The sequence below is a fragment of the Hoeflea sp. BAL378 genome (assembly GCF_000759435.1).
Taxonomy (GTDB): domain Bacteria; phylum Pseudomonadota; class Alphaproteobacteria; order Rhizobiales; family Rhizobiaceae; genus Hoeflea.
Window position 1 is genome coordinate 56,186 of sequence record NZ_JRJG01000038.1, and the last position, 22,368, is coordinate 78,553.

The 22,368-nt window shown below is 63.3% G+C and carries 18 protein-coding genes; 8 read left to right on the forward strand and 10 right to left on the reverse strand.

Annotated elements, in window-relative coordinates; all coding sequences use genetic code 11:
- The first annotated feature begins 22 nt into the window (after positions 1 to 22).
- Positions 23 to 517, forward strand: coding sequence for an Lrp/AsnC family transcriptional regulator (locus tag LL06_RS10265; protein ID WP_035525766.1), 495 nt, complete (start codon positions 23 to 25; stop codon positions 515 to 517).
- Positions 518 to 548: 31 nt separating this feature from the next.
- On the opposite strand, the gene LL06_RS10270 is transcribed toward LL06_RS10265, so the two are convergent.
- The 8 genes from LL06_RS10270 to LL06_RS27650 all read right to left on the reverse strand — a co-directional run bounded on the left by LL06_RS10270 (position 549) and on the right by LL06_RS27650 (position 10,199).
- Positions 549 to 2,213: an ABC transporter ATP-binding protein gene (locus LL06_RS10270; protein ID WP_035525769.1), complete on the reverse strand. Its 1,665-nt coding sequence runs from the start codon at positions 2,211 to 2,213 to the stop codon at positions 549 to 551.
- Positions 2,213 to 3,070 (reverse strand): ABC transporter permease, encoded by an 858-nt coding sequence (locus LL06_RS10275; protein WP_052161389.1) that lies wholly within the window; start codon positions 3,068 to 3,070, stop codon positions 2,213 to 2,215. Before LL06_RS10275 ends, LL06_RS10270 begins: the two co-directional genes overlap by 1 nt.
- A complete protein-coding gene (locus LL06_RS10280; protein ID WP_081963867.1) occupies positions 3,070 to 4,029 on the reverse strand; it encodes an ABC transporter permease in 960 nt (319 codons plus the stop codon). The genes LL06_RS10275 and LL06_RS10280 overlap by 1 nt, the downstream gene beginning before the upstream one ends.
- A 69-nt stretch (positions 4,030 to 4,098) precedes the next feature.
- On the reverse strand, positions 4,099 to 5,712 hold the full coding sequence (locus LL06_RS10285; RefSeq protein WP_035525772.1) for an ABC transporter substrate-binding protein: 1,614 nt from the start codon (positions 5,710 to 5,712) through the stop codon (positions 4,099 to 4,101).
- 61 nt (positions 5,713 to 5,773) lie between these two features.
- A complete protein-coding gene (locus LL06_RS10290; RefSeq protein ID WP_035525776.1) occupies positions 5,774 to 6,505 on the reverse strand; it encodes an HAD-IA family hydrolase in 732 nt (243 codons plus the stop codon).
- 696 nt (positions 6,506 to 7,201) lie between these two features.
- Positions 7,202 to 8,575, reverse strand: coding sequence for an aminotransferase class III-fold pyridoxal phosphate-dependent enzyme (locus LL06_RS10295; RefSeq protein WP_035525778.1), 1,374 nt, complete (start codon positions 8,573 to 8,575; stop codon positions 7,202 to 7,204).
- A 365-nt stretch (positions 8,576 to 8,940) separates the two neighbouring features.
- On the reverse strand, positions 8,941 to 10,050 hold the full coding sequence (gene argE / locus LL06_RS10300) for an acetylornithine deacetylase (RefSeq protein ID WP_035525781.1): 1,110 nt from the start codon (positions 10,048 to 10,050) through the stop codon (positions 8,941 to 8,943).
- 11 nt (positions 10,051 to 10,061) lie between these two features.
- Positions 10,062 to 10,199, reverse strand: a complete 138-nt coding sequence (locus tag LL06_RS27650; RefSeq protein ID WP_161784960.1) for a hypothetical protein — start codon at positions 10,197 to 10,199, stop codon at positions 10,062 to 10,064.
- 204 nt (positions 10,200 to 10,403) lie between these two features.
- Here LL06_RS27650 and LL06_RS10305 point away from each other — a divergent pair, with 204 nt between their 5' ends.
- Together LL06_RS10305 and LL06_RS10310 are read left to right on the forward strand one after the other, a co-directional pair.
- A complete protein-coding gene (locus LL06_RS10305; protein ID WP_035525783.1) occupies positions 10,404 to 11,069 on the forward strand; it encodes a haloacid dehalogenase type II in 666 nt (221 codons plus the stop codon).
- A gap of 22 nt (positions 11,070 to 11,091) precedes the next feature.
- A complete protein-coding gene (locus tag LL06_RS10310; protein WP_035525786.1) occupies positions 11,092 to 12,381 on the forward strand; it encodes an FAD-binding oxidoreductase in 1,290 nt (429 codons plus the stop codon).
- Between the two features lie 64 nt (positions 12,382 to 12,445).
- Here LL06_RS10310 and LL06_RS10315 read toward each other — a convergent pair whose 3' ends face one another.
- Positions 12,446 to 13,369, reverse strand: coding sequence for a GNAT family N-acetyltransferase (locus LL06_RS10315; protein ID WP_052161390.1), 924 nt, complete (start codon positions 13,367 to 13,369; stop codon positions 12,446 to 12,448).
- A 267-nt stretch (positions 13,370 to 13,636) separates the two neighbouring features.
- Entirely contained in the window at positions 13,637 to 14,674 is a 1,038-nt protein-coding gene (locus tag LL06_RS10320) for an AraC family transcriptional regulator (RefSeq protein WP_052161391.1), read from the reverse strand.
- A gap of 717 nt (positions 14,675 to 15,391) precedes the next feature.
- Between LL06_RS10320 and LL06_RS10325 the strand changes: the two genes are divergently transcribed.
- From LL06_RS10325 to LL06_RS10345, 5 genes are all read left to right on the forward strand, one after another.
- The gene (locus LL06_RS10325) at positions 15,392 to 16,918 is read left to right on the forward strand and encodes an ABC transporter substrate-binding protein (protein WP_081963871.1); all 1,527 of its coding nucleotides are present in this window, start codon (positions 15,392 to 15,394) and stop codon (positions 16,916 to 16,918) included.
- 73 nt (positions 16,919 to 16,991) lie between these two features.
- A complete protein-coding gene (locus tag LL06_RS10330; protein WP_035525788.1) occupies positions 16,992 to 18,008 on the forward strand; it encodes an ABC transporter permease in 1,017 nt (338 codons plus the stop codon).
- Positions 18,008 to 18,862: an ABC transporter permease gene (locus LL06_RS10335; RefSeq protein ID WP_244447096.1), complete on the forward strand. Its 855-nt coding sequence runs from the start codon at positions 18,008 to 18,010 to the stop codon at positions 18,860 to 18,862. The genes LL06_RS10330 and LL06_RS10335 overlap by 1 nt, the downstream gene beginning before the upstream one ends.
- Before the next feature lie 3 nt (positions 18,863 to 18,865).
- Positions 18,866 to 20,713 carry an ABC transporter ATP-binding protein gene (locus LL06_RS10340; protein ID WP_052161394.1) on the forward strand — a complete coding sequence of 616 codons (1,848 nt, stop codon included), beginning with the start codon at positions 18,866 to 18,868 and terminating at the stop codon, positions 20,711 to 20,713.
- Positions 20,700 to 22,202 carry an aldehyde dehydrogenase family protein gene (locus LL06_RS10345; RefSeq protein WP_035525791.1) on the forward strand — a complete coding sequence of 501 codons (1,503 nt, stop codon included), beginning with the start codon at positions 20,700 to 20,702 and terminating at the stop codon, positions 22,200 to 22,202. The genes LL06_RS10340 and LL06_RS10345 overlap by 14 nt, the downstream gene beginning before the upstream one ends.
- Positions 22,203 to 22,368 lie beyond the last annotated feature (166 nt).

The window sequence follows — 22,368 nt, forward strand, 5'->3', positions numbered from 1 at the left end:
CCCGAGCCGGAAGGACGTAGAGATGAATGCCCGCCTCAAACTGGACCGGATCGACCTCAAGATTCTCTCGGAATTGCAGCGCAATGGCCGGATCACGAATGTCGACCTGGCGGAGCGGGTGAACCTGTCCCCCTCACCCTGTCTGATGCGGGTGAAGAAGCTGCAGAAGGCGGGTTATATCACGGGCTACACCGGCCAGATCGACGTCGCCAAGCTCGGCGAGACCTTGACCGTCTTTACCGAATTCACGCTGAAAAACCATCGCCAGATCGACTTTGCCCGCTTCCAGGAAGCGGTGGGCAACATCGATAGCTGTGTCGAGTGCCATTTGATTTCCGGCGGCTACGACTACCTGGTCAAGTTCGTGGTGTCGGGAATCAGCGACTATCAGAACATCATCGAAGGGCTTATCGACCGCGATGCCGGGATCGACAAATATTTCAGCTTCGTCGTGATCAAGACCCCCTTCGTCAAGAACCAGCTCCCGCTGACGCGGCTTTTCGCCGACCGGATCTGATTGGCGCCGGGCGGACGCCCATGGCTGGATGTCAGCGGTTCGAGAATGCGGCGAGCAGTTCCGGGTCCTGCTCCAGGCCCGAGAGCCAGCCGGTATCGAGTTGCGGCACCGAGGAAATCAGCAGCCGCGAATAGGGATGCCGGGCATCGGACGCCATCCGCGCCGCAGGGAGCGCCTCGACGACTTCGCCCTTGTACATCACCAGGACATCCTGACAGATCGCCTGGACCGTCGACAGGTCATGGCTGATGAAGATGTAGCTCAGCCTGAGTTCGCGCTGCAGTTCCTTGAGGAGGTCGAGGATGGCGGCCGCCACCACCGAATCGAGCGCCGACGTGATTTCGTCGCACAGGATCAACTCCGGTTCTGCGGCAAGCGCCCGGGCAAGATTGATCCGCTGTTTCTGCCCCCCGGAGAGTTCCCCGGGCAGACGGTGTCGCAGCGCGGCGGGCAGACGCACCATGTCGAGCAGTTCGATCACCCGCGCTTCCCGCGCCCGTCCGGTCATGCCGTGATAGAAGGTGAGGGGCCGACCGAGGATTCGCTCGATCGAATGCGCCGGGTTGAGCGCCGTATCGGCAAGCTGGAACACGATCTGCATGATGCGCAGATCCTCCTTCGAGCGATCCGCAAGCGCGAGCTGCTGTTTCTTGCCGTCGAACAGGATATGGCCCCCATAGGCCGGGACGATCCCGGCGATGGCCCGCGCCAGGGTCGACTTTCCCGAACCGGATTCGCCGATCACGCCCAGGTTGCGGCCGCGCTCCAGCTTGAAGCTCACATTCTTGAGGATCTTGATCTGCGGCTCGCCGTTCATCACCAGGCCGTAGCCCGCAAACAGCCCGTCGACCTCGATGACCGGCTGCTCCTTGGGATCGCGTTCGAAGGCGGCGTGGACCTGGGTCACCGGCTTGAACGCAGCCAGCAACTCCTTGGTATAGGGATGGGCGGGAGCATCCAGGATCTGCTGCGTGGCACCCTCTTCCTGGATTTCACCGTTCTTGAGCACGATGAGCCGGTCGGCGATCTGGGCCACAACGGCGAGATCGTGACTGACATAGACGCCGGATATGCCGCCCTTTGCCATCACCGACTTGAAGGCGCGCAACACCTCGATCTGGGTGGTGACATCGAGCGCGGTGGTGGGTTCATCGAAAATCACGAGCTGCGGATCGCCGATCAGCGCCATCGCCGCCGACAGCCGCTGCAACTGTCCGCCGGAGACCTGGTGCGGATAGCGATTGCCGATGTTTTCCGGATCGGGCAGCGCCAGGGCCCTGAACAGGCCGACCGCCTTTTTCTCCGCCTCGGATCGTGACATCAGCTTGTGGATCGCCGAAATCTCGATCACCTGCTGCATCAGGCGCTGGCTCGGATTGAAGGCCGCCGCGGCCGATTGCGGCACATAGGACACCGCTGTCCCGCGCAGGTTCGCGCGGGCTTTCTCATTCATCGCGGTGATGTCGCTGGTTCCCACGCGAATATGGCCGCCGGTGATTTCACAGCCGGTGCGGGTATGGCCCATCAGAGACAGCGCGATGGTGGTTTTGCCGGATCCGGATTCGCCGATCAGCGCGACGATCTCACCCGGCGCGATATCGAAACTGACGCCCCTGATGATTTGCACCCTGCGGCCGGCATCTGTGGTGGCGCCGATCGTCAGATCGCGGACGGAAACGAGGGGAATGTCAGTCATCATTCGCTCCTGTCGCGGATCTTGATGGGAAGGTTGTCGATGAACATGTTGACTGAAATGGTCAGCGAGGCGATCGCGATCGAGGGGAAGACCACCGCGGGGGAACTGAGGGACAGGCCCTCGATATTCTCACGCACCAATGCGCCCCAGTCGGCATTGGGCGGCTGAACGCCCAGACCGAGGAAGGACAGCCCGGACAGCACCAGGACGATGAAGACGAAGCGGAGCCCCAGATCGGCCAGGACCGGACCGATGATGTTGGGGAAGATCTCGTGCAGGATCAGATAAGACGTGCGCTCGCCGCGGGCCCGGGCGACGGTGACGAAATCCATCGTGTTGACATTGACCGCCAAAGCCCGCGCAAAGCGATAGGCGCCGGGCAGGTAGATCGCGGCGAGCGTCAGGATCAGCACCGGAATGGACGAGCCCACGGCCGCGACCACGACGAGCCCGAACAATAGCGACGGGATGCCGTTGAACGCATCGAGCATGCGCGACAGGAGGATGTCGAACCAGCCGCCGATCACCGCCGCCGCCATCCCGAAAATCACGCCGGTGGTGCAGGCGAGCGTCACCGAAGCGAGCGAGATGCCGACTGTGTAGCGCGCGCTCATCAGGATGCGCGACAGCATATCCCGGCCCAGATAGTCGGTGCCCAGCCAGAACTGGTGGCTCATCGGGCCGAAATAGTCCCAGTCGACGATCTCGCCGATGGGATAGGGCGTCAGCCAGGGAGCGAAGATCGCCACCAGCGCCCACAGGACGATGATCGTCAGGCCGATGCGGCCGATCCAGTTGAAGGAATACCCGAGATTGCGCGGCGTCGGCAGTCGGAGAGTGAGCATCTTCTCGGTCATCAGTGACGTAGCCTCGGGTTTGCAAGGATGGCAATCATGTCCGCCAGCGTGATCAGCGACAGGTAACTGATGCAGAAGATCATCGCGCAGGACTGGATCAGCGGCAGATCACGGGTCGAGACGGCGTCGACCATCAGTTTGGCGATGCCGGGATAGTTGAAAATGGTCTCGACGATGATCACGCCGCCGACCAGGTAGCTCAACGACAGGGCGACCGCGTTCGCAATCGGGCCCAGGGCATTGGGCAGGGCGTGCCTGAGCACCATCCGGCTGCGCGAGGCGCCCTTGAGCAGGGCCATCTCGACATAGGGCGTGTTGATCGTGTCGATCACCGCAGCGCGGGTCATCCGGATCATCTGCGCCGAGACAACGCAGCTCAGGGTGATGACGGGCATCGCATAGCCGCGCAGCATGGCGCCCCAGGAGTCCACCTCCACGCCGTAGCTCAGGGCCGGCAACCAGCCGAGCCAGACCGCGAAGATCAGCACGGCGAGGGTGGCGATCATGAATTCGGGGACTGAAATCACCGAGATCGTCAGGATGGATACGACCCGATCGAAGAGGGAGCCGCGCGCCATGGCGGCGCCGATCCCCAGGCTCAGGGCGATCGGTACGGTAAACAGCGTGGTCACGCCGGCCAGTTTGAGCGAACTGATCAACCGGCCTCCGATCAACTGACTGACCGGCATGTTGTTAACGTAGGAGGTTCCAAGGTCCCCCGTGGCCAGCCCCGCCAGCCACGACAGGAACCGGTAGATCGCGGGCTCGTTCAACCCCATCGCTTCGCGCAGCCCGGCCACGGCTTCCGGCGTCGCCGCCTGTCCCAGCAGGATCTGGGCAACGTCTCCGGGCAGGAGGTCGGTGGCAAAGAACACCGCGAACGACACGATGACCAATGTGATCAGTGCAATTCCTAGGCGCTGGGCGACCAGGAAATAGGGGATGAACGAAGCGGGCAAATGACACCTTCCTGTTGCGGATGGATCCGCGGGAAGCCTGTGGCTCCCGCGGATCGCTATGGTCAGGGATCAGGCTTCCAGCCAGACGTGCTCGGCGAAAACATACCCCATCATGCCGCCGAGCGGGTTCGATTTCAGCCCGCCCAGTTTCGACGAGACTGCATCGACATTCGAGATGTAGGCGGGAATGACCGTGCCGGCGTCGTTGGAGATCATCTCCTGCATTTCCCAATAGATCTCGGTCCGCTTGGTTTCGTCCAGCGCACCGCGGGCTTCGACCATCATCTTATCGAATTTCTCCGATTTGTACTGGCTTTCGTTCCAGGGCGCATCCGAGGCATAGAGCAGAGAGAACAGGATGTCGGGGGTCGGGCGGGGGTTGATGTTGCCGAAGTGGACCGGCGCCTTCAGCCAGTAGTTCGACCAGTAGCCGTCCGAAGGCATGCGCTGCACGTCGAGGTTCATGCCGATCTGGGCGCCGGCCTGCTGCACGACGACCGCCATATCCACCGAGGAGCCTGCGGCCTCGGAGGCAATGACAGGGATCGTCTGGCCGAGAAGACCCGCCTTGTCGAACAGGCTTTTCGCACGCTCGGGATCGTAGTCCCTCGGCTTCAGGTTCGGGTTGTGATAGCGGCTCGCCGCCGAAATGGGCTGGTCATTGCCGATTTCGGCAAAGCCGCGGAGCACCGATTTCTGGATCGCCTCGCGGTCGATCAGGTATTTCATGCCTTCGATGAAGCCCGCCTTGCTGCCCGGATCCAGGTCGAGACGGATGTTGAGGTCGGTGTAATTGCCCGAGGTCGAGACCGAGGTGCGCACCGTGTCGTGACCTTCGAGCATGCGCAAGGAACGGGGGTTGATCGCGGCGGCCAGATGAATATCGCCCGACAGGAGCGCATTGACGCGGGCATTGTTGTCGGTGATCGCGAAGAACTCGAAACTGTCGAGATAGGGGCCTTCGGACTTGAAGTAGTTCGGATTCTTCACCGCGACGGATTTCACGCCCGGCTCGAAGGTCTCGCAGAGGAAGGCGCCGGTGCCGTTGGCCTTGGCGAAATCGGTGGTGCCGTCGGCGATGATCATGAAGTGGTGCAGCGCAAGGATCGTCGGCAGATCGGCGTTGGCCGTGGCGAGCACGATCTTGACCGTGGTGTCGTCCAGCTTCGAGACTTCGGTGATCTGCTTGGCGATCGAGTTGACCTTGGAGCCGACGGCCTCGTCGAGATGACGCTTGAGCGAATAGATGACGTCATCGGAATTCAGCGTATGGCCGTCGTGGAACAGAACGCCTTTCTTCAGCTTGACCTCCCAGGTCACGGCGTCATCGGTCGAAATGCTGTCGGCCAGCTCCATCTCGACCTCGCCTGCCTCGTTGAGGAAGGTCAGGCGGTTGTAGAAGGCGCAGCAGCGCACATAGTCGGTCGACAGCGAGGCCTTCGCCGGATCGAGCGTATCGGCCGTGGAGGACGACCAGCCGGCCGCCTTCAGATGGCCGCCGGAGACCGGGGTCGCTGCGACAGCGCGGCCCGCACTCAACAGCAGCGAGCCTCCCGCGGCGATGCCGACGCCGGAAGCCAGCATCATTTTCAAAAGCTCGCGGCGCGACGCACCCCGGCGGATTGCATGTTCGACCATCGCATCATCACGGCCAGTCCAATTGGTAGGAATTTTATTGGTCATTGCGGCTTTCCTGTTGCTAGGGGCCCGGTTGCTTCTCCTGGCGGTCCGGGCGGTGGTAAATTCAGACGTCAAACGCCTCTTCGGCGGCGTCGGCCAGCTCGATCAGCGCGTGAAAATGATAGTCGGGCTCGGTGAAAGCCTCCGGCTCGATCGTGGCGCCGTAGCCGGCCTGCGCGTGGCGGCGCTGGATCCAGGCGTTGGTCATGCCGAGCGCCCGCGATATCCCGATGTCGTGATACTGGCTTTGCGCCGTGTGCAGGATATCATCCTTGTCGCCGCCATCCTTCGCAACATGCTCGAAGACCTGGTGAAAGAAGGCCGGGTCGGGCTTTTCGGTGCCGGTATCGTCCGTGGTGAAGCCTGCCCAGAACGGAAAACCCAGCTTTGCCTCATATTTCTCGAAGGCCCAGCGGCGCGCGTTGGTCATGGCGATGAGCTTGTAGCGGGCCTTGAGCTTCATCATCGCCGCAACCGAGTCCGGGAACGGGCTGGCGTCGCCGACCCGGTCAATCATCAACTGGCGATACGCTTCCGTGTCGGGCAGATCGAAGGCCGCCGCGATCTTCGAATAGCAGCGCCCCAGATCGTCCGGGTAGCGCCCCGCCCCCGGCTCGTAGCGGGCGTCACGATAGACCGAGAGCGCGGCCTCGCCATCGATCTCACGGCCCTCGAGCGCGGCGATTTCGGCCAGCCCGCCCTTGATCGCACCCTCGAAGTCGATCAACGTGCCCACCACATCAAATGTGACGTAGGAAAATGCGGTCAGTGGTTTTACGGCGGGTTCTCTCACCATCGCGGCAGTCCTCTCTGCAATCGGCCGCGCTTGGCGGCATTGCCTTTTGCCTGGGGTTCAGACCGCCCATCGGGTGCGTTTTGCATCCGCAACAGGGTCGACGTCCCCTATTTGTTTTTTTGTTTCGGTGTTTTCACCGTTCCCATCCACTTCAGTTTCATCCCGGCGATCCTGTTAATTTCTCCGAAACGGGGTGGATCCGCAGCAGATTCTTCCGAAATCGGGTGTTCGGCGGTATTTCGCTCCACCCGGACTGTCGCCTCGCCCGCCGCGCCCAGGATCGACGGCCGCAAGACATGCGGCAGGGCGGGGGACCCGGGCCACCCTGAAGCCTGGTCGCTGCCGCGGCGATGACAGATGGAAACTGTGAATTGCGGGGCGTGCCGGGGAACCGCACAACGGTTCCGACCCGGTAAAAGCTGCTGCCGCTCCGTGCGAGGTCAGTCAGGCACCCCGGGGCGAGTCTGGAATAGCGGGCCCGGCAGGAGCGGCGTCCGATCCGCCCTGCGCCACCCGCCGCGACATCCGCAGGACTGGGAAGCGTCAGACGCTCCGGCGACGGCACTCAGCGGGCCCGATGCCGGGTCCGGTTAATTCCGGACCGGATCGAGGCGCATCTCCGTTGTTCATTTGCCCGGGAAAGGGTGCGCGCGCGCACTGCGGCGCCATCGGCGACCCTTTGCGATAGCGGCCCCGTCAGCCCAGGATCGCGCGGATTTCCGGATCTTCCAGCGTCAGGTCCAGGACCTTGCGGGTGCGGTCGACGATGGCGTCGATTTCGTCCAGTGTGCAGCACAGCGGCGGCGCATAGCCGAAGACGCCCTGCGCGAATGACCGGATCACCAGTCCCTGCTCCCAGGCGCGGTCAAACAGCCGGGTCGCGGGCTGCAGCGCCGCCGGCAGCGGCGTCTTCTTGTCCTTGTCGGTGACGAGTTCGACGGCGCCCAGCATGCCGCGCCCGCGCACGTCGCCCACCAGGGGATGGTCGCGCAGGGTTTCGAGCCCCTCCATCAGCCGCGCGCCGGCCTTGCGGCCGTTGTCCAGCAGCCCGCCATCATAGAGCGCCAGAACCGCCAGCGCGACCGCGGCCGAGACCGGATGCGCCGAGTAGGTGAAGCCGTGGCCGACCGCCTTGGCGCCCGCGCCGTCTGCAATGGTCTCGTAGACATGATCGGACATCAACACCGCGCCCATCGGCGCGTAGCCCGAGGTCAACCCCTTGGCGATGGTCATCAGGTCCGGCACGATGTCCTCGTCAGAGCTGGCGAAGAGCGGCCCGGTGCGGCCAAAACCGGTGATCACCTCGTCGGCGATGAACAGGATGCCCGCCTCGGCGCAGACATCCCGCATCGCCTTGATCCAACCCTTGGGCGGGACCAGCACGCCGCCCGAGCCCTGGATCGGCTCCACGTAGAAGGCGGCGACGCGATCTTCGCCGATCCCGGCGATCTTTGCCTTCAGTTCGGCGACGGAGGCGTCGATCACCGCCTGCGGATTGCCGCCTAGCGGGTTGCGATAGAGATAGTGTGACGAAATCTTGTGCTGCCAGCTATAGGGCACGCCGAAGCCTTCATGGAAGCCCGGCAACGCGGTCAGCCCCGCGCCCATCGTGGTCGAGCCGTGGTAGCCCTGCTCCACCGAGATGAACTGGTCGCGGCTCGGCTGGCCCTTGGAATGCCAGTAATAACGCACGAAACGGATGGTGCTGTCGACCGCGTCCGATCCGCCCAAGGTGAAATAGACATGGTTGAGATCACCCGGCGCACGCTCGGCCAGAGCGGCGGCCAGCCGGATGGGCGCTTCGGCGCCCAGATCGAAATAGCCCGTCGCATAGGACAGGTTGCGCATCTGTTCGGCGGCGGCCTCGACCACGCTTTCCTGACCATAGCCGGCGTTCACGCACCAAAGACCCGCAAAACCGTCGATCAGTTCGCGGCCCTCGGCATCGGTCACTGTCGCGCCCTTGCCGCCGGTGAGAACACGAACACCACGCGTCTCATGACCGCGAAACGAGGATACCGGGTGGATCAGATGGCGCCGGTCGAGTTCGACAAGGGAGTTGGAAAGCATGTCAGTCTCCGCAGAATGAGCCCAAGGCCTGTGACACAAAGGAAAAGTTGGATATTCGGCAATCAGGTAGAGGCAGGGCGCACAGACCCTCGGGCCGCCGCCCGGCGGCGAACCCGACGGCAAGGCGTCATCGGTCCGTGCCTCACCGCGGAACATGCCGATATGCGCAGGCGCGCGGCGGTGAACGCGTGAAACACAGTGTGCCGGGATGCAGCGCGGGTCATGAAAGCTCCGGTGGTCGTCCTGTCCGGATCGACACTAGGTTATGGACTTCGGCATGTTTGCCCTGATTGCCGCATCACACGGCAGTTTGCTTTGCCACCGGCCGTCCGGACCGCAGGAAAATTCGCGCGTCAGCATCCGGCTCAGGCCGACAGGTGCCGGCCGAGCGCCAGAACCATGGCGCGGGTGCTCTCCAGCTCGCCGCGGGTGATGTATTCCTCGGGGCGATGCGCCCGGGCGATATCGCCCGGACCGCAGATGATGGCCGGGATGCCCGCCTGCTGGAACAGCCCCGCTTCCGTGCCGAAGCTGACCGCGCCGAGCGGGGCGTGGCCGGAGACCGCTTCGGCGAGGGCCGCAAGCGGCGCAGCGGCATCCAGCGCCAACGCCGGATAGGAGGAGAGTATCTCGCTCTCCACGCCCATCTCCGCGGCCTTCGCAATCACGGGCTCCAGTAGCGTCCGGGGGTCGACGCCGGCAATGGCCCGCGCCTCCAGCCGCGCCTCGGCCCGGTCGGGAATGATGTTGACGGCCTGGCCTCCCGCGACGGTGCCGATCTGCAGCGTCGAACAGGGCGGGGCGAAGCGCGCATCCTGCGGCCCGCCCTTGAGCGCCTCGGCCTGGACGATCGCCTCCGCCAGGACCGGAACAAGCGCATGAATCGCGTTCCGCCCGAGATCGGGGCGGGAGCTGTGGCCGGATATGCCCCTGGCGCTCAGCCGGACGGCGGCCTTGCCCTTGTGCGCGAGCACCGGCACCAGCCCCGTCGGCTCGCCGATGATCGCGCCGAGCGGCGGCGCGCACAGTTCGGGAAGTGCTGCCAGTAGATGCGGCACGCCCTTGCAGCCTGCCTCCTCGTCATAGGACAGGGCAATATGGACCGGCGCGGCCAGGTCCATCGCGGCCAATCCAGGCGCCGCCGCAAGCACGGCCGCGACAAATCCCTTCATGTCGCAGGCGCCGCGCCCGATCAGCCGTTCGCCGTCCGTGCGCAGCAGGAAAGAATCGGCCAGCCACTCGGGTTCGCCCGCCGGCACCACGTCCACATGGCCTGACAGGACGTAACCGGGCCTGGACGCGTCGCCGATGGTGGCAAACAGGTTGGCGCGATCTCCCTCCGGGCCCGGCAAGATGCGGCAGGAAATGCCGTGGCTGGCGAGATACTCGCGAACGAAGGCCATCACGGTCAGGTTCGGGGTGCCGACGACCGAGGCAAATCCGACCAGGTCGGACAGGAGCTTTTCAGCAGACATAGGCAGGTTCCTCAGTTGGCGACGATCCAAATCGCGAAGGCGGCATTGCCCGCAATGAGCCGTTCAGGCGTGGGGCTTTGCTGATGCGATGCCCCTGCAGGCGCGGTGTCGAGCGGCGCTAAACGCATCATCGGAATGTCCTTGTCCATCGGTCGCGGGCGCGCCGGCAAGGCGCCCTGCAAGTGTGCTGCGAAGGCCGTGGCAGGAGCCGCCGAAGCCGCTCCCCCGACGGCATCGGATGCCGGTTGGCTTGCTGGAAACGGAATTATCTGCGACGAAACAGACAAACGCGGCACGCCCTGTCGCCCCGAACAGGCGATGCTGGAGGCAGACAAGACCTCACGGAGAGACCTATGACCTTTCGTCCGAAATTCATCACCTTCGACTGCCACGGAACCATGATCTTCTTCGACATGGGCGGCGCCGCGCGCGACCACTATGCCGGCCAGCTTTCGCCCGAGAAGATGGAGGTCTTCATCAAGAATTTCACGGCCTACCGGCTGGACGAAGTGCTGGGCGCCTGGAAACCCTTTGGCGAGGTCGTCCACAACGCGCTCGAACGCACCTGCAAGCGCAACGGCGTCGCCTTCGATCCGGCGGTCGCCGAGGACATCTCCAACCGCATTCCGACCTGGGGACCGCATCCCGACGTGCCGGCGGGCCTTGCCAAGGTCGCCAAGGAATTTCCGCTTGTGGCGCTGACCAATTCCATGAACGCGCAGATTCCCCACAATATCGCCAAGCTGGGCGCCCCGATCGCCCATGTCTTCACGGCTGAAAGTGCGGGCGCCTACAAGCCGCAGATGCGCGCGTTCGAATATATGTTCGACCAGCTCGGGTGCGGCCCGGAAGATGTGCTGCATGTCTCGTCGAGCTTCCGCTACGACCTGATGACCGCGCACGATCTCGGGATCAAGAACAAGGTCTGGGTGAACCGCGGTCACGAGCCGGCAAATCCCTATTACGGCTACACCGAGATTGCCGACATTTCCGGCCTTCCCGGCGTCGTCGGGCTCTAGTCCTCCATTCCCGGAGGGCCGGATGAAGTTCACATCCTATTGGCATGACAGCTCCGCCCCCTTCGACCAGGCCCAAAGCGGGCGGGTCGAGGGGAGTTTCGATGTCGCGGTCATCGGCGGCGGCTTCACCGGCCTCAACGCCGCCCGCAAGATGGCGCGCGCCGGCGTGCGGGTCGCCCTGCTGGAAGCGGACAGGATCGGCGCCGGCGGTTCGGGCCGCAACGGCGGCCATCTCAACAATGGCATCGCCCATGGCTATGCCGAGGCGAAGGCGCATCTGGGCGCCGAGCGGGCGTATGCGCTCTATCGCGCCTTCGACCGATCCATCGACATGATCGAAGAGGTGATCACTGAAGAAGGGATCGACTGCAATTTCCGTCGGGCGGGCAAGCTGAAGCTCGCCTCGAAACCGGGCCATGTCGCGGGGCTGCGGGCCAATTTCGAACTGATCCACACGGAGGTCGATGCGGACACGCGCTGGATCGACGCGTCCGATCTGCCCGGTGAGATCGGCTCGCAGGCCTTCCATGGGGGGATGCTCTATGAAAAGGCGGCGATGATGCACATGGGCCGCTATGCCAGGGGGCTCGCCGATGCCGCCCATCGCCACGGCGCCCAGATATGGGAAGGCGCCCCGGTGCAGGCCCGTGCCCGGGCCGGCTCGGCCTGGGAGCTGACCACGCCGAAAGGCAGGCTCCGCGCAGAGCGGGTCATCCTGGCCACGGGCGCCTATACCGGGCAGATCAAGACGGCGCCTTTCCACTGGTTCCGGCGGCGCATCATCCCGGTGGGGTCGTTCATCATCGCAACCCGCCCGCTGACGCCCGGGGAAATCGCCGTGACGATGCCCGGCAACCGCAACTGTGTCACGTCGATGAATATCGGCAATTATTTCCGCCTGTCGCCGGACAACCGCCTCATTTTCGGCGGCCGCGCGCGGTTTTCGGCGGTGTCGGACCAGCGCTCGGATGAAAAATCGGGCAGGATTCTGCGCGAAGGGCTGGCGCGGATCTTCCCGCACCTGGCCGATGTCCCCATCGATTACTGCTGGGGCGGTCTCGTCGGGATGACGAAGGACCGCTATCCCCGCGCGGGCGAGCATGACGGGCTGATCTACGGCATGGGCTATTCGGGCCACGGCGCGCAGATGTCGACGCTGATCGGCCAAAGCCTGGCCGACATGGCGATGGGACGGGCGGACACCAACCCGCTGGCCGGTCTCGACTGGCCGGCAATCCCGGCGCATTCCGGCAAGCCCTGGTTCCTGCCCCTGGTCGGATTGTGGTTCGGTCTCAAGGACCGGCTGTCCTGATTTCCCCCGGATCCCCTTGCGCGATGGCGCGGATGCATCCCCTGTGCATCCCGGTGGGCGCGCTTTATCCCAGCGAATGGGCCGACAGACCGAACAACTGGGCGCCCTCTGTGGCGCGGCGCTGCGGACCGATCCGCATCTCCGTGACGGTATCGTAGATCCCCATTCCCGACGCTGCGAGGAAGCTTGCAAACAGCTCGTTTCGCAGTGGGACATCCAGCCGAAGGAAGGTGCCGACATTCGCCTGAATCAAAGGGGCGATCAACTGCATTGCGATCCGCTCATCTTCTGCGATCACCGGCCCGATCACCTTGCCGCGTCCGAAGTGCCGTATCAGAGCGTAACCGACGATCTCGCCATCGCGAACCGCGACGCGGCCTTCGGACAGACCGAGCAGGACCGTCAGGATCCGGGATCGGTCTGCCCCGAAGGCGGGACCGTCAAGTGCGAGGATCGCCGGCGTGTCGGCCGCGCACATGACTCGGGTCTCGATACCGGCAACAGGGGTCGGCAGATGAATGTCGCGCGCAATCCCCTGATGCTGCCAGATCGTGGCGACCGGTACGAATCCTTCGGTTTCGTAGAGCCAATATGCGGCGCGCGTGGCGTTCAGGCGCAGATCGCTGCCGGCGCAATCGGCCATGATCTGGCTCAGCAGCCAGCGCCCGGCGCCCTGCGTTTGCAGGCGCGGAGCGGTGATCATCATGCCGAACATGGAAAAATCGTCGCCCATCGGGAAATACATCGCCGAGCCCATCGGCCGGCCGATCTCGTCAATCGCGAGATATCCGTGGCCGAGCGAGATGAACAGATCGAGGTCACGGTCGCGGTGCGGCCAGAACACACTCACCGTCAGTTGGTACAGAAGCCCACTGTCATCTGGCCTGATCTTGCGGACGGTCGCCTGAAAATTGTCAAGAACCAGATGGCTCTCTTCCGCATCGGGCTGCGGGGAGCCATTGGCCGTTGTCTCGCTGATTTCACTCATTGATCTCTGCACCACCTTTGATGCACCGCTCCGCGACAGAATCGCACAACCTCTCATACTGCTTGGTCTCATTATCGCGCGTTGCGCATGATTTAATATGCCGTATCCAACCGCACAAAAACAGAATCTGCGGAGCGGCGGTTTCAGAGGCCAACACCGCTTTCGTCCTGAACGCCGGAATTCAGCTTAGGCGCGGTCATCCTGCTTGAATGGGCCTGTGCCAGCCCTTCCGTGGCATCAACGGCCTTGAACAGGGACGCCTTGTGCTCAAGTGCCCTGTTCGTCTGCACCGGCCTCATCATTGTCGCCGACGGCGCCGCTGCGCCGCGCCCGGCGCAGGGCGGCGATGGGTGGTTCGCCTGTCCACTCGCGGAACGCTCTCGAGAAGGCAGACTGGTTTGCGTAACCGAGATGGGTCGCCAACTGGCTGAGCTTGATCGTTCCGGTGCTCAGCAGCATTTCCGCCTTCTTTCGACGTTGGCGGTTGAGCACTTCGCTGAAGCTGGTTCCGAAGGTGCCCAGTTGGCGGCGAAGCGTCCGGGGCGCTATGCCGAGCTTCTCGGCCAGGGCCTCCAGATCCACGCTCTCCCTGCCCAGCCGCTGGTCGATCAGTCGGGACAGCCGTTCATGGATCGGCTGAAACGTATCTTCCGGCGGTCGAAGGAGATCGAAAAGGTGCATCTCGACAATCGCCCGCGCAGGGGCGTTGGAATTGACCCAGGCATGCATCGGCCGGTCGAGCTCCGCGTCACGCAGGAGAATGCTGTTGGACTCATTGTTGCCCCTGACGGGACAGCGGAAGAACCGTTCGAGCGGCTCTTGGCGTCCGGTGATGTCGTGCTCGAAGCAGACTTCGACGGGGCTCCAGCGCTCGGAGAGAAGCTGCCGGGTGAGCGCGCACAGGCCGCCTATTGCATTCTCCGCATCCTGGACGCGTGGCCAGATGTCCATGTCGTCGATCACGTAGCTGTATTTCGTCTCCTCGAACCCCCGCTCGATGTTGAGGGTCGTGTGCGTTTGCCAGCTCGCCTGAAACCGCGAAAACACGCCGAGCGCTTCCCTGAGCGTCGGAGCCGTCGCCAGAAGGGGATAGACCGGGCCGATTTCCCAAAGCCTGAAATTCTGTCCCAGCTCCAGGCCGAGATGGGGTCTGTGCAGTGCCCTTGCAGCCTCTTCGAAGAACTCGACATAGGATTTGAGCGGGTAGGTTGCGTAGGGATTGAGGGGCTTGCTGTCCTTCAGCTTGAACCTGGTCAGGACATGGACACATTCGGGCGAGCCGCCATTCATTTCGCTGATGATCATATCGAGGAAAAAACAGCGCACGGTCGCGTTGCGGGTTCCAGCGCGCCTGCCAGGCCTGGGTCCTGAAGCCGTCATTTTCGTTTTGATGCCACTCATGCCGATACCCTCCTGCCGAAATCTCCTTTATATATGAAAAAATGCAAGGGCATGGTTTTGATTTCATGGGCGAGAGTGTGACGACAGGTCCGAAATAGCGGAAACATTGCCGATTCCGCACAAATAATGGCCTGAATTGGTATGGACGCTAGATTAGCGGCAACGTAGTCTTTCTTCAACAACCAAAAACTGGTGGAACGAAGTTGACGATTTCTCTGGGTCAGATTGGGCGCGCCCGACACGCGGTTTTCGCGGACGGCGGCGCCAGCGGATTTCAAGTCGCGTGTCAGGGAAACCAGCCTGCGACGGCGTCGCCACGACTGCGAAAGGCCGGGACATGCGGTTCGAGACAGCGCCGACCAGCGCGGTGCAATGACCGCTGACGGCGTGACGGCAAGCGCGCCTGCAGGGCACCTTTCCGGACCGGTTGCGGACGATGCTCGTCGTCGCGTCAGGTCCTGTGCGCGGCGCACGCAGTGCACCCGCGCTTGCTGAGGTGAAGGTGAGGGCAGCGGAGCTTGGATGTGGTTTGCATGACAGGCCTCCGGGCCCACACCGATACAAAGGCGGTCCGCCCAGGGCAGCAATCAGAACGCTAGAACGAACAAGAGGGGTTCCAAGATGAATGAGATCGACAGGCGTCTGTTTATGAAACTCGCCGGCGTCGCCGGCTGTGCACTGCTCGTTCGGCCGGGTCTTGCATTCGCGGACGACATCGAGAATGTCTCGATTGCGTGGATGACCGACCCGGTCACCTGGGATCCCAACCAGCGGCTGGCGCCCGACCCGCAAACGATCCTGAAAACCGTTTTCGACCAACCCATCGACCAGGCTCACGACCTCACGCTCCAGCCCGGGCTGCTGACCGAGTGGACAATGGCGGACGACGCCATGAGCATGCATGTCAAGCTCCGTGACGATGTGACATTCTCGGACGGAACGCCGATGACGGCGGAAGACTTTCGCTACACCTATTATGAGCGCGTCGCGAATGGCGACGAGATCGACCTTGTCGTCGGCTTCGGCGCCGTTTCGGACATCGAGGTGGTCTCCCCGACCGAGGCGATCATGCGGTTCTCGAAACCGTTCCCGACGGCTCCGCAATGGCTCAGTTTCAGCACCAGCTACATCGTCTCGAAAGCCTATGCGGAGAAGGTCGGCGTAAAGGGTCTCCAGACCGACCCGATGGGATCCGGTCCCTATGTGCTCAAGGAGTACAAGCGGGACAGCCGCATCGTCCTGACGCGCCGGGACGATTACTGGGGCGAGTTGCCTTCCATCAAGCAACTGACATTCGAAATCATCCCGGATCCGACGGCCCGTCTTGCCGCCCTTGAATCGGGCACCGTCGACATCGCAACGGAGCTGTCGATCCGTGACGTCAAGCGCTTGAAGCAAAGCGGCAACTACAATGCGGTCGCCAATCCGATCGCGCGCATCATCTATGTCACCATTCGGGCCGACGGTACGTTCGCGGACAAGAACATTCGCCTCGCCGCGCACCACGCGGTCGACAAGAAGCTCCTGTCGAAAGCGTTCTTTGGCGGCGACGCCGTCACGATCGACGTGCCGACCATTCCCGGCATGCCAAGCTTCCCGCCGGACTTCCATTTCGACCACGACCCGGAGAAGGCCAAGGAACTGCTTGCGGCTTCGGGCTACAGCCCGGACAATCCCGTCAGCCTCGACTTCGCCACGACCAACGGCCAGTTTCCCGGCGACTACGACATCGCCCGCGCCATCGTGACGATGTGGGAAAAGGTGGGGATCAAGGCCAATCTGACCGTCATCACCGAAGCGCAGTGGTACGACCTCAATGCCTCGGGCAAGCTTCCCGACGCCTCGCTCTTCGTCTGGGAGAACGGAACCGGGGATCCGGAGATTTTCGCCGGGAACATGTTTGACGCGGACCTGCCCTTTTCCACCTACCGGACCCCGGAAGTCACCGCCATGGTCAAGCCGCTCCTCAAGGAGCCGGACTACGACAAGCGCATCAAGGGCTACGAAGAACTCAACAAGTACCTCATCAACGAAGGGGCGATGATTCCCCTGCTCCAGGCCATCCAGACCATTGGCTATAGAAAGGGCATCGCGCTGACGCCCTGGGCCAACGGTTTGATCCGGCCCGGCGCGATCACCTCCGAATAAGTTGCATTCACCAGAGGCCCGTCATCGCCAAGGGCGGCGATGACGGGCCGTTTCGGCGCTATGGAGATGGGTCTTGATCAAAGCAGTCATCCGCGTCATCGGCCGAAGGCTCATGGCGATCGTCCCTGTTTTCGCCATCGTGACGATCCTCGTCTTTGGGGCATTGAGAATCCTGCCCGTCGATCCGGCTCAGATGTCTCTCCCGCCGTCGGCAACGATCCAGCAGGTCGAGGAGAAGCGCGAACAGATGGGTTTGAACAAGCCCATCTGGGAGCAGTATGCGATCTGGTTCAAGCGGGCGGTGGCCGGGGATCTGGGCGAGTCCGCCCAGTACAGGATGCCGACGTCGAGCGTGGTTTTCGAACGTCTGCCTGCCACGATCGAACTGGTGATCTGCTCGCTGATCCTTGCCGTTTTCGTGGGGACGGTTGGCGGAATTCTGCTTTTCTCGGCCCGCGGCACGCCTTTTGAATCCGTTGGAATGACGCTCACCTCGGCGGTCATGGCCCTGCCCGATTTTCTGCTCGCTCTGCTGTTCATCCTGCTGTTCGGGGTGTTGCTGCCCATCTTTCCGGTGAATGGACGCCTTGATCCGGGTCTTCAGGTTCCCGCCCAGACCGGGTTCCTGCTGCTGGATTCGCTGCTGACCGGCGATATCGGGATCTTCGCAAGCGCCCTCAGGCACATCGCGCTTCCGGTCATGGCGCTGGGACTGGCGTTTTCCCCGACCATTGTCCGCGTGCTGCATTCGAGCCTGATCAACACCTATCAGCAGAGCTATATCCGCCAGGCCCGGCTTCGCGGGTTGAGCGACCGCGAGATCCTTTTCGGCCAGGCGCTGAAGAATGCCATCTTGCCGGTGGTCATCCTGGTCGGAACCCAGTTCGGCAGCCTGTTCGGCGGCACGCTGCTTGTCGAAATGATCTTCTCCTTTCCCGGGCTCGGCAATCTGATGGTGAAAGCCATGCAGACGGCCGATCTGTCGGTGATCATGGCCATTGCCCTGATCTATTGCGCCACCACGCTGATCTTCAATTCGCTCGCAGATGCCGCCGCGTATCTATTGAACCCGAAGCTGAGGACCGGATGATGCGCATTTCGTTTCGTCTGCCGGATCTGAGCCTTCTGATCGGGGGAAGCGTTGCTGGGCTTATCCTCCTGTGCGCCCTCTTCGCCCCATGGCTTGCCCCGTACCATCCCAATGACCAGGAGCTTCTCTATATCCTGGCCCCGCCGGTCTGGTCCGCGGACGGCTCGGCGGAGCATCTCCTAGGCACCGACAGTCTTGGCCGCGACACGCTCTCCCGTCTCATCTACGGCGCCAGAACGGCCATGACCGTCGCGGCCGCCGCGTCCTTCGGCGCCATGATCCTGGGCGCCTTCTTCGCCCATCTGGCGGGATATTTCGGCGGCTGGGTCGACTGGATCATCAGCCGGACCGTGGAGGTCTGGCTGTCGTTTCCACCGGTGGTGCTGTCGATGCTCCTGATCATCGGCCTGGGGGTCGGGACCGACAAGGTCATCCTGGCGATTGTGCTGGTCGACTGGACCCGTTTCTGCCGTGTGTTGCGCAGCGAGGTGCAGGTGGTGCGGGGGCAGGACTATGTCGCCTTCGCCCGTCTCATCGGCTTCTCGCATGCGCGGGTGATCGTCAAGGAGATCCTCCCGGCGACGCTGCCGATGCTGATCACCCTGCTCAGCCTGCAGATGGGGATTTCGGTCGTCGTCGAGGCGATCCTTTCCTTTGTCGGAATGGGCGTGCCGTCCGACGTGCCGGCCTGGGGCCAGATGATCGCAGATGCGCGGATTGACATGTACGACGCGCCCTGGGGGCTGGCCCTGCCGATCTTTGCGATCTTTGTGACGGTCCTGAGCTTCAACCTTTTCGGCGATGGCCTGCGACGGACGCTTGACCCGCGTCACACCGCAAATCGGGGCGCCTGATCGATGACAGAGCGGAACATTCTCCACATCAGGGATCTCGATATTTCGCTGGGGACTGGCGACAAGATCCTGAATGGCGTCGACCTGGCGATCGCTCCGGGCAAGATCCTCGGGGTCATCGGTGAATCGGGCGCCGGCAAGTCGATGATCGGCAGCGCCATCGCCGACACCCTGCCGGTGGGGCTCGCGATTTCCCGCGGCTCGATCGAGTTCGACGGCCTGACGCTGACGGATATGACCGCGAAGACGCGCCGGGACCTGCTCGGCCGGGACATCGGCTTCATTCCGCAGGAGCCGATGACGGCGCTCAATCCGACGTTGACGATCGGCCAGCAGGTGGGTCGCCATCTTGCACGTATCGGGATCGGAAGTGCGCGAAAGCGTGAACAGCGGGCGATCGAACTCTTCACCGAAGTGGGGCTGAACCGTCCGGGGGAGCTTCTGAAAAACTACACCCATCAGCTCTCGGGCGGCATGCTGCAGCGGGTCCTGATCGCGATGGCCTTCGCCTCCAACCCCCGCCTTGTCATCGCCGATGAACCGACGACGGCCCTCGATGTCACCGTCCAGTTGAAGGTCATCGACCTCATCGCGAAGATGCGCGAAGCCCACAACACATCCGTGCTGTTCATTACGCACGACCTGCAGCTTGCCGCCGAAGTGTGCGACGATGTCGCGGTGCTGTATGCCGGGCAAATCGTCGAGAGGGGCGAGGCTCGCAGCATCATCAATGAGCCCAGGCATCCCTATTCCCGCTGCCTGAACCTGGCCACTCCGAACCTGGCGGGCCCGAAAACCCGTCTGATGATCCTGCCAAAGGCGATGCCGAGCCCGCTGGAACGCACCGCCATGGCCGGCTGCAAGTTCACGCCGCGCTGTCCCATCGCCGGCGACCTTTGCATCGGTACGCCGCCTCCGTTGAGCGAAATATCCGCCGGGCATCGCAGCGCGTGCCATTGGCCGGAGCGGACAGAAACGATCACGCCGCCTCCGCTCAAGGCAGACGACGAGAACACCGTGCTGGGAGCCGATCTGGTGATGAAGGCGACGGGGCTCGGGAAGGCCTATCGCCAGCACGATTGGCTCGGCCGGGTGCGCCGGGTCGAGGCATTGCGGGGGCTGGATTTCGAGGTTCGTGAACGCGAATTCGTCGGCATCGTCGGTGAAAGCGGGTCCGGAAAGAGCACGCTGACGAAACTCATTGTCGGTCTGGAAGACATCACAGCCGGCGTTCTCGACGTCGTCGGCATGGACCGCGCCACGACGCCGCGCGAGAGATTTTTCGATCGGGTCCAGCTTGTCTTCCAGGACCCGCAATCCGCCCTCAATCCGCGTCGCCGGATCGGCAGTCTCGTGACGCAGAGCCTGGAGTGCCGGGGCAGCGGGCTGTCCGCGTCGGCCCGCAAGCAACTGGCCAAGGACCTGCTGGCCAAGGTCATGCTGCCGCCGGACATGATCGACCGCTTCCCCGACCAGCTTTCCGGAGGGCAGAAGCAACGCGTCAACATCGCGCGGGCGCTGTGTTCCAATCCGCGCCTGCTGATTGCCGACGAGATCGTCTCGGGCCTGGACGTGTCGGTGCAGGCGCAGATCCTGGAATTGCTCAGGGAGCTTCGCAAGCAGGCATCGTTCTCGCTTCTGCTGATCTCGCACGACCTCGCCGTTGTCCGCCACATCTGCGACCGGACCCTGGTGATGTACCGGGGCGAGATCGTCGAACAGGGTCCCGTGGAAGACATCTTCACCAACCCGCAACACGCCTACACGAAGAAGCTTGTCGCAGCGGCGAGAGGGAACTCCGGGCTGTACGCCGACGCGACCGAACAGGAAGCCGAGAATGAAGCATTTTGAAAATGATCTGGAATTGCTGAGCGCGGAGGCCCGGTCCTTCCTGAACCGGGAGCACGGCGTCTTTATCGACGGCAAGATGGTGCTGGGCGAAGAGCGCTACGACATCGTTGACGCCACCACAGGTCGAACGGTCTCCACCGCCACGGACGCCACCCTCGCTGACGTCGACCTTGCGGTGGCCGCCGCGCGCAAGGCGCTCGAGGGAGTCTGGGCGCAAAGGCGTCCGCACGAGCGCGAGGCCTGCCTGCTGCGCCTGGCGGACCTGCTGCAGCAGAACAGCCGCGAGATCTCGGAGATCGCCTCGATCGAGTCCGGCAGGTTGCTGACCAATACCCGTGGGATTGACATCGAGCATTCGATCCTGGTGTTGCGGTACATGGCCGGAATGGCGACCAAGATCAAGGGCGCCACGCTGCCGCTGTCGATTCCGTACATTCCCCGCGGCGAGTTCGATGGCTACACCTACCGCGAGCCGATCGGCGTCGTTGCGGCGATCGTGCCCTGGAACGTTGCGCTCGGGATCGCGATCTGGAAGATCGCACCGGCACTTGCCGCCGGATGTACGGTCGTGCTCAAGCCGTCACCGCAGACGCCGCTGACCGCGTTGCGCCTGGCGGAGCTGGCGACGGAAGCGGGCATCCCGGACGGGGTCGTCAATGTCCTGACCGGAAGCGGATCCCAGGTCGGCGCGGCACTGGTGCGGCACCCGGACGTCGACAAGATCTCCTTCACCGGTTCCACCGGAACCGGAAGGCGCATCGCGGAAGCCGCGGCCTCGCAGTTCAAGTCCGTCAGCCTGGAACTGGGGGGAAAGTCACCTTTCATCGTGCTGGAGGATGCCGATCCCGCCGTGGTGATTCCGGCGGCCGCGTGGGGGATATTCGCCAATCACGGCCAGAACTGCTGCGCCGGCTCGCGCCTCTATGTCCATGCCAACCGGTACGACGAGGTTGTCGAGGGCGTCGCCGAAATCGCACGCTCCATCCGGCTGGGTTCGCCTTTGCTGGCGGAGACGCAGATGGGACCGCTCACCAATCTTGGGCACCGCGATCGCGTGCTTCAACTGGTTGAGGCCGGAAAATCAGAAGGCGCGCGGCTGGTGACCGGAGGCGGACGCCCGGATCATCCGGGCGCCTATTTCGAGCCGACGATCCTGGCGGATGTGACATCCCGCATGACGCCTGTGGCCGAAGAGATCTTCGGCCCGGTTCTCGTGGCCGCGTCGTTCAAGACGGAGGAAGAGGCGTTGCTGCTGGCCAATGACACCGAGTTCGGGCTCGGCGCCAGCATCTGGAGCAACGACACGCGCAAGATCCGCAAGATGAGGCGCGGCATCAAGGCCGGCTCGGTCTGGGTGAATGTTCACAACGCGCTGGACATGGCGCTCCCATTCGGAGGCTGGAAAAATTCCGGTCAGGGATTCGATCTCGGCGAAGAGGCCGTTCTCGGCCACACCAGGGTCAAGGCGGTCGTGGAGCACTTTTCCTAGCGCCGACACCGGGAATGATCCAGCAGGCCTGTCGCGCGCAGTCGTGACAGGCCTGCCTGTTGCGTGATCATTCGCCGTGCGCAGGTTCGCAGGCCTTCACAGCCTGGTAAACCTCATCATTCTGCACGTCACGCCGCACCCGTGGAATGCCGATCCATGACCTCAC

Bases quoted from the DNA above. Each gene is read 5' to 3' on its own strand.
- LL06_RS10270 (WP_035525769.1), bottom strand. From the start codon at position 2,213: ATGACTGACATTCCCCTCGTTTCCGTCCGCGATCTGACGATCGGCGCC.
- LL06_RS10320 (WP_052161391.1), bottom strand. From the start codon at position 14,674: ATGATCATCAGCGAAATGAATGGCGGCTCGCCCGAATGTGTCCATGTC.
- LL06_RS27650 (WP_161784960.1), bottom strand. From the start codon at position 10,199: ATGGACAAGGACATTCCGATGATGCGTTTAGCGCCGCTCGACACCGCG.
- LL06_RS10310 (WP_035525786.1), top strand. From the start codon at position 11,092: ATGAAGTTCACATCCTATTGGCATGACAGCTCCGCCCCCTTCGACCAG.
- LL06_RS10335 (WP_244447096.1), top strand. From the start codon at position 18,008: ATGCGCATTTCGTTTCGTCTGCCGGATCTGAGCCTTCTGATCGGGGGA.
- LL06_RS10305 (WP_035525783.1), top strand. From the start codon at position 10,404: ATGACCTTTCGTCCGAAATTCATCACCTTCGACTGCCACGGAACCATG.
- LL06_RS10325 (WP_081963871.1), top strand. From the start codon at position 15,392: ATGAATGAGATCGACAGGCGTCTGTTTATGAAACTCGCCGGCGTCGCC.
- LL06_RS10315 (WP_052161390.1), bottom strand. From the start codon at position 13,369: ATGAGTGAAATCAGCGAGACAACGGCCAATGGCTCCCCGCAGCCCGAT.
- LL06_RS10295 (WP_035525778.1), bottom strand. From the start codon at position 8,575: ATGCTTTCCAACTCCCTTGTCGAACTCGACCGGCGCCATCTGATCCAC.
- LL06_RS10275 (WP_052161389.1), bottom strand. From the start codon at position 3,070: ATGACCGAGAAGATGCTCACTCTCCGACTGCCGACGCCGCGCAATCTC.
- LL06_RS10265 (WP_035525766.1), top strand. From the start codon at position 23: ATGAATGCCCGCCTCAAACTGGACCGGATCGACCTCAAGATTCTCTCG.
- LL06_RS10340 (WP_052161394.1), top strand. From the start codon at position 18,866: ATGACAGAGCGGAACATTCTCCACATCAGGGATCTCGATATTTCGCTG.
- LL06_RS10290 (WP_035525776.1), bottom strand. From the start codon at position 6,505: ATGGTGAGAGAACCCGCCGTAAAACCACTGACCGCATTTTCCTACGTC.
- LL06_RS10345 (WP_035525791.1), top strand. From the start codon at position 20,700: ATGAAGCATTTTGAAAATGATCTGGAATTGCTGAGCGCGGAGGCCCGG.
- argE (WP_035525781.1), bottom strand. From the start codon at position 10,050: ATGTCTGCTGAAAAGCTCCTGTCCGACCTGGTCGGATTTGCCTCGGTC.
- LL06_RS10285 (WP_035525772.1), bottom strand. From the start codon at position 5,712: ATGACCAATAAAATTCCTACCAATTGGACTGGCCGTGATGATGCGATG.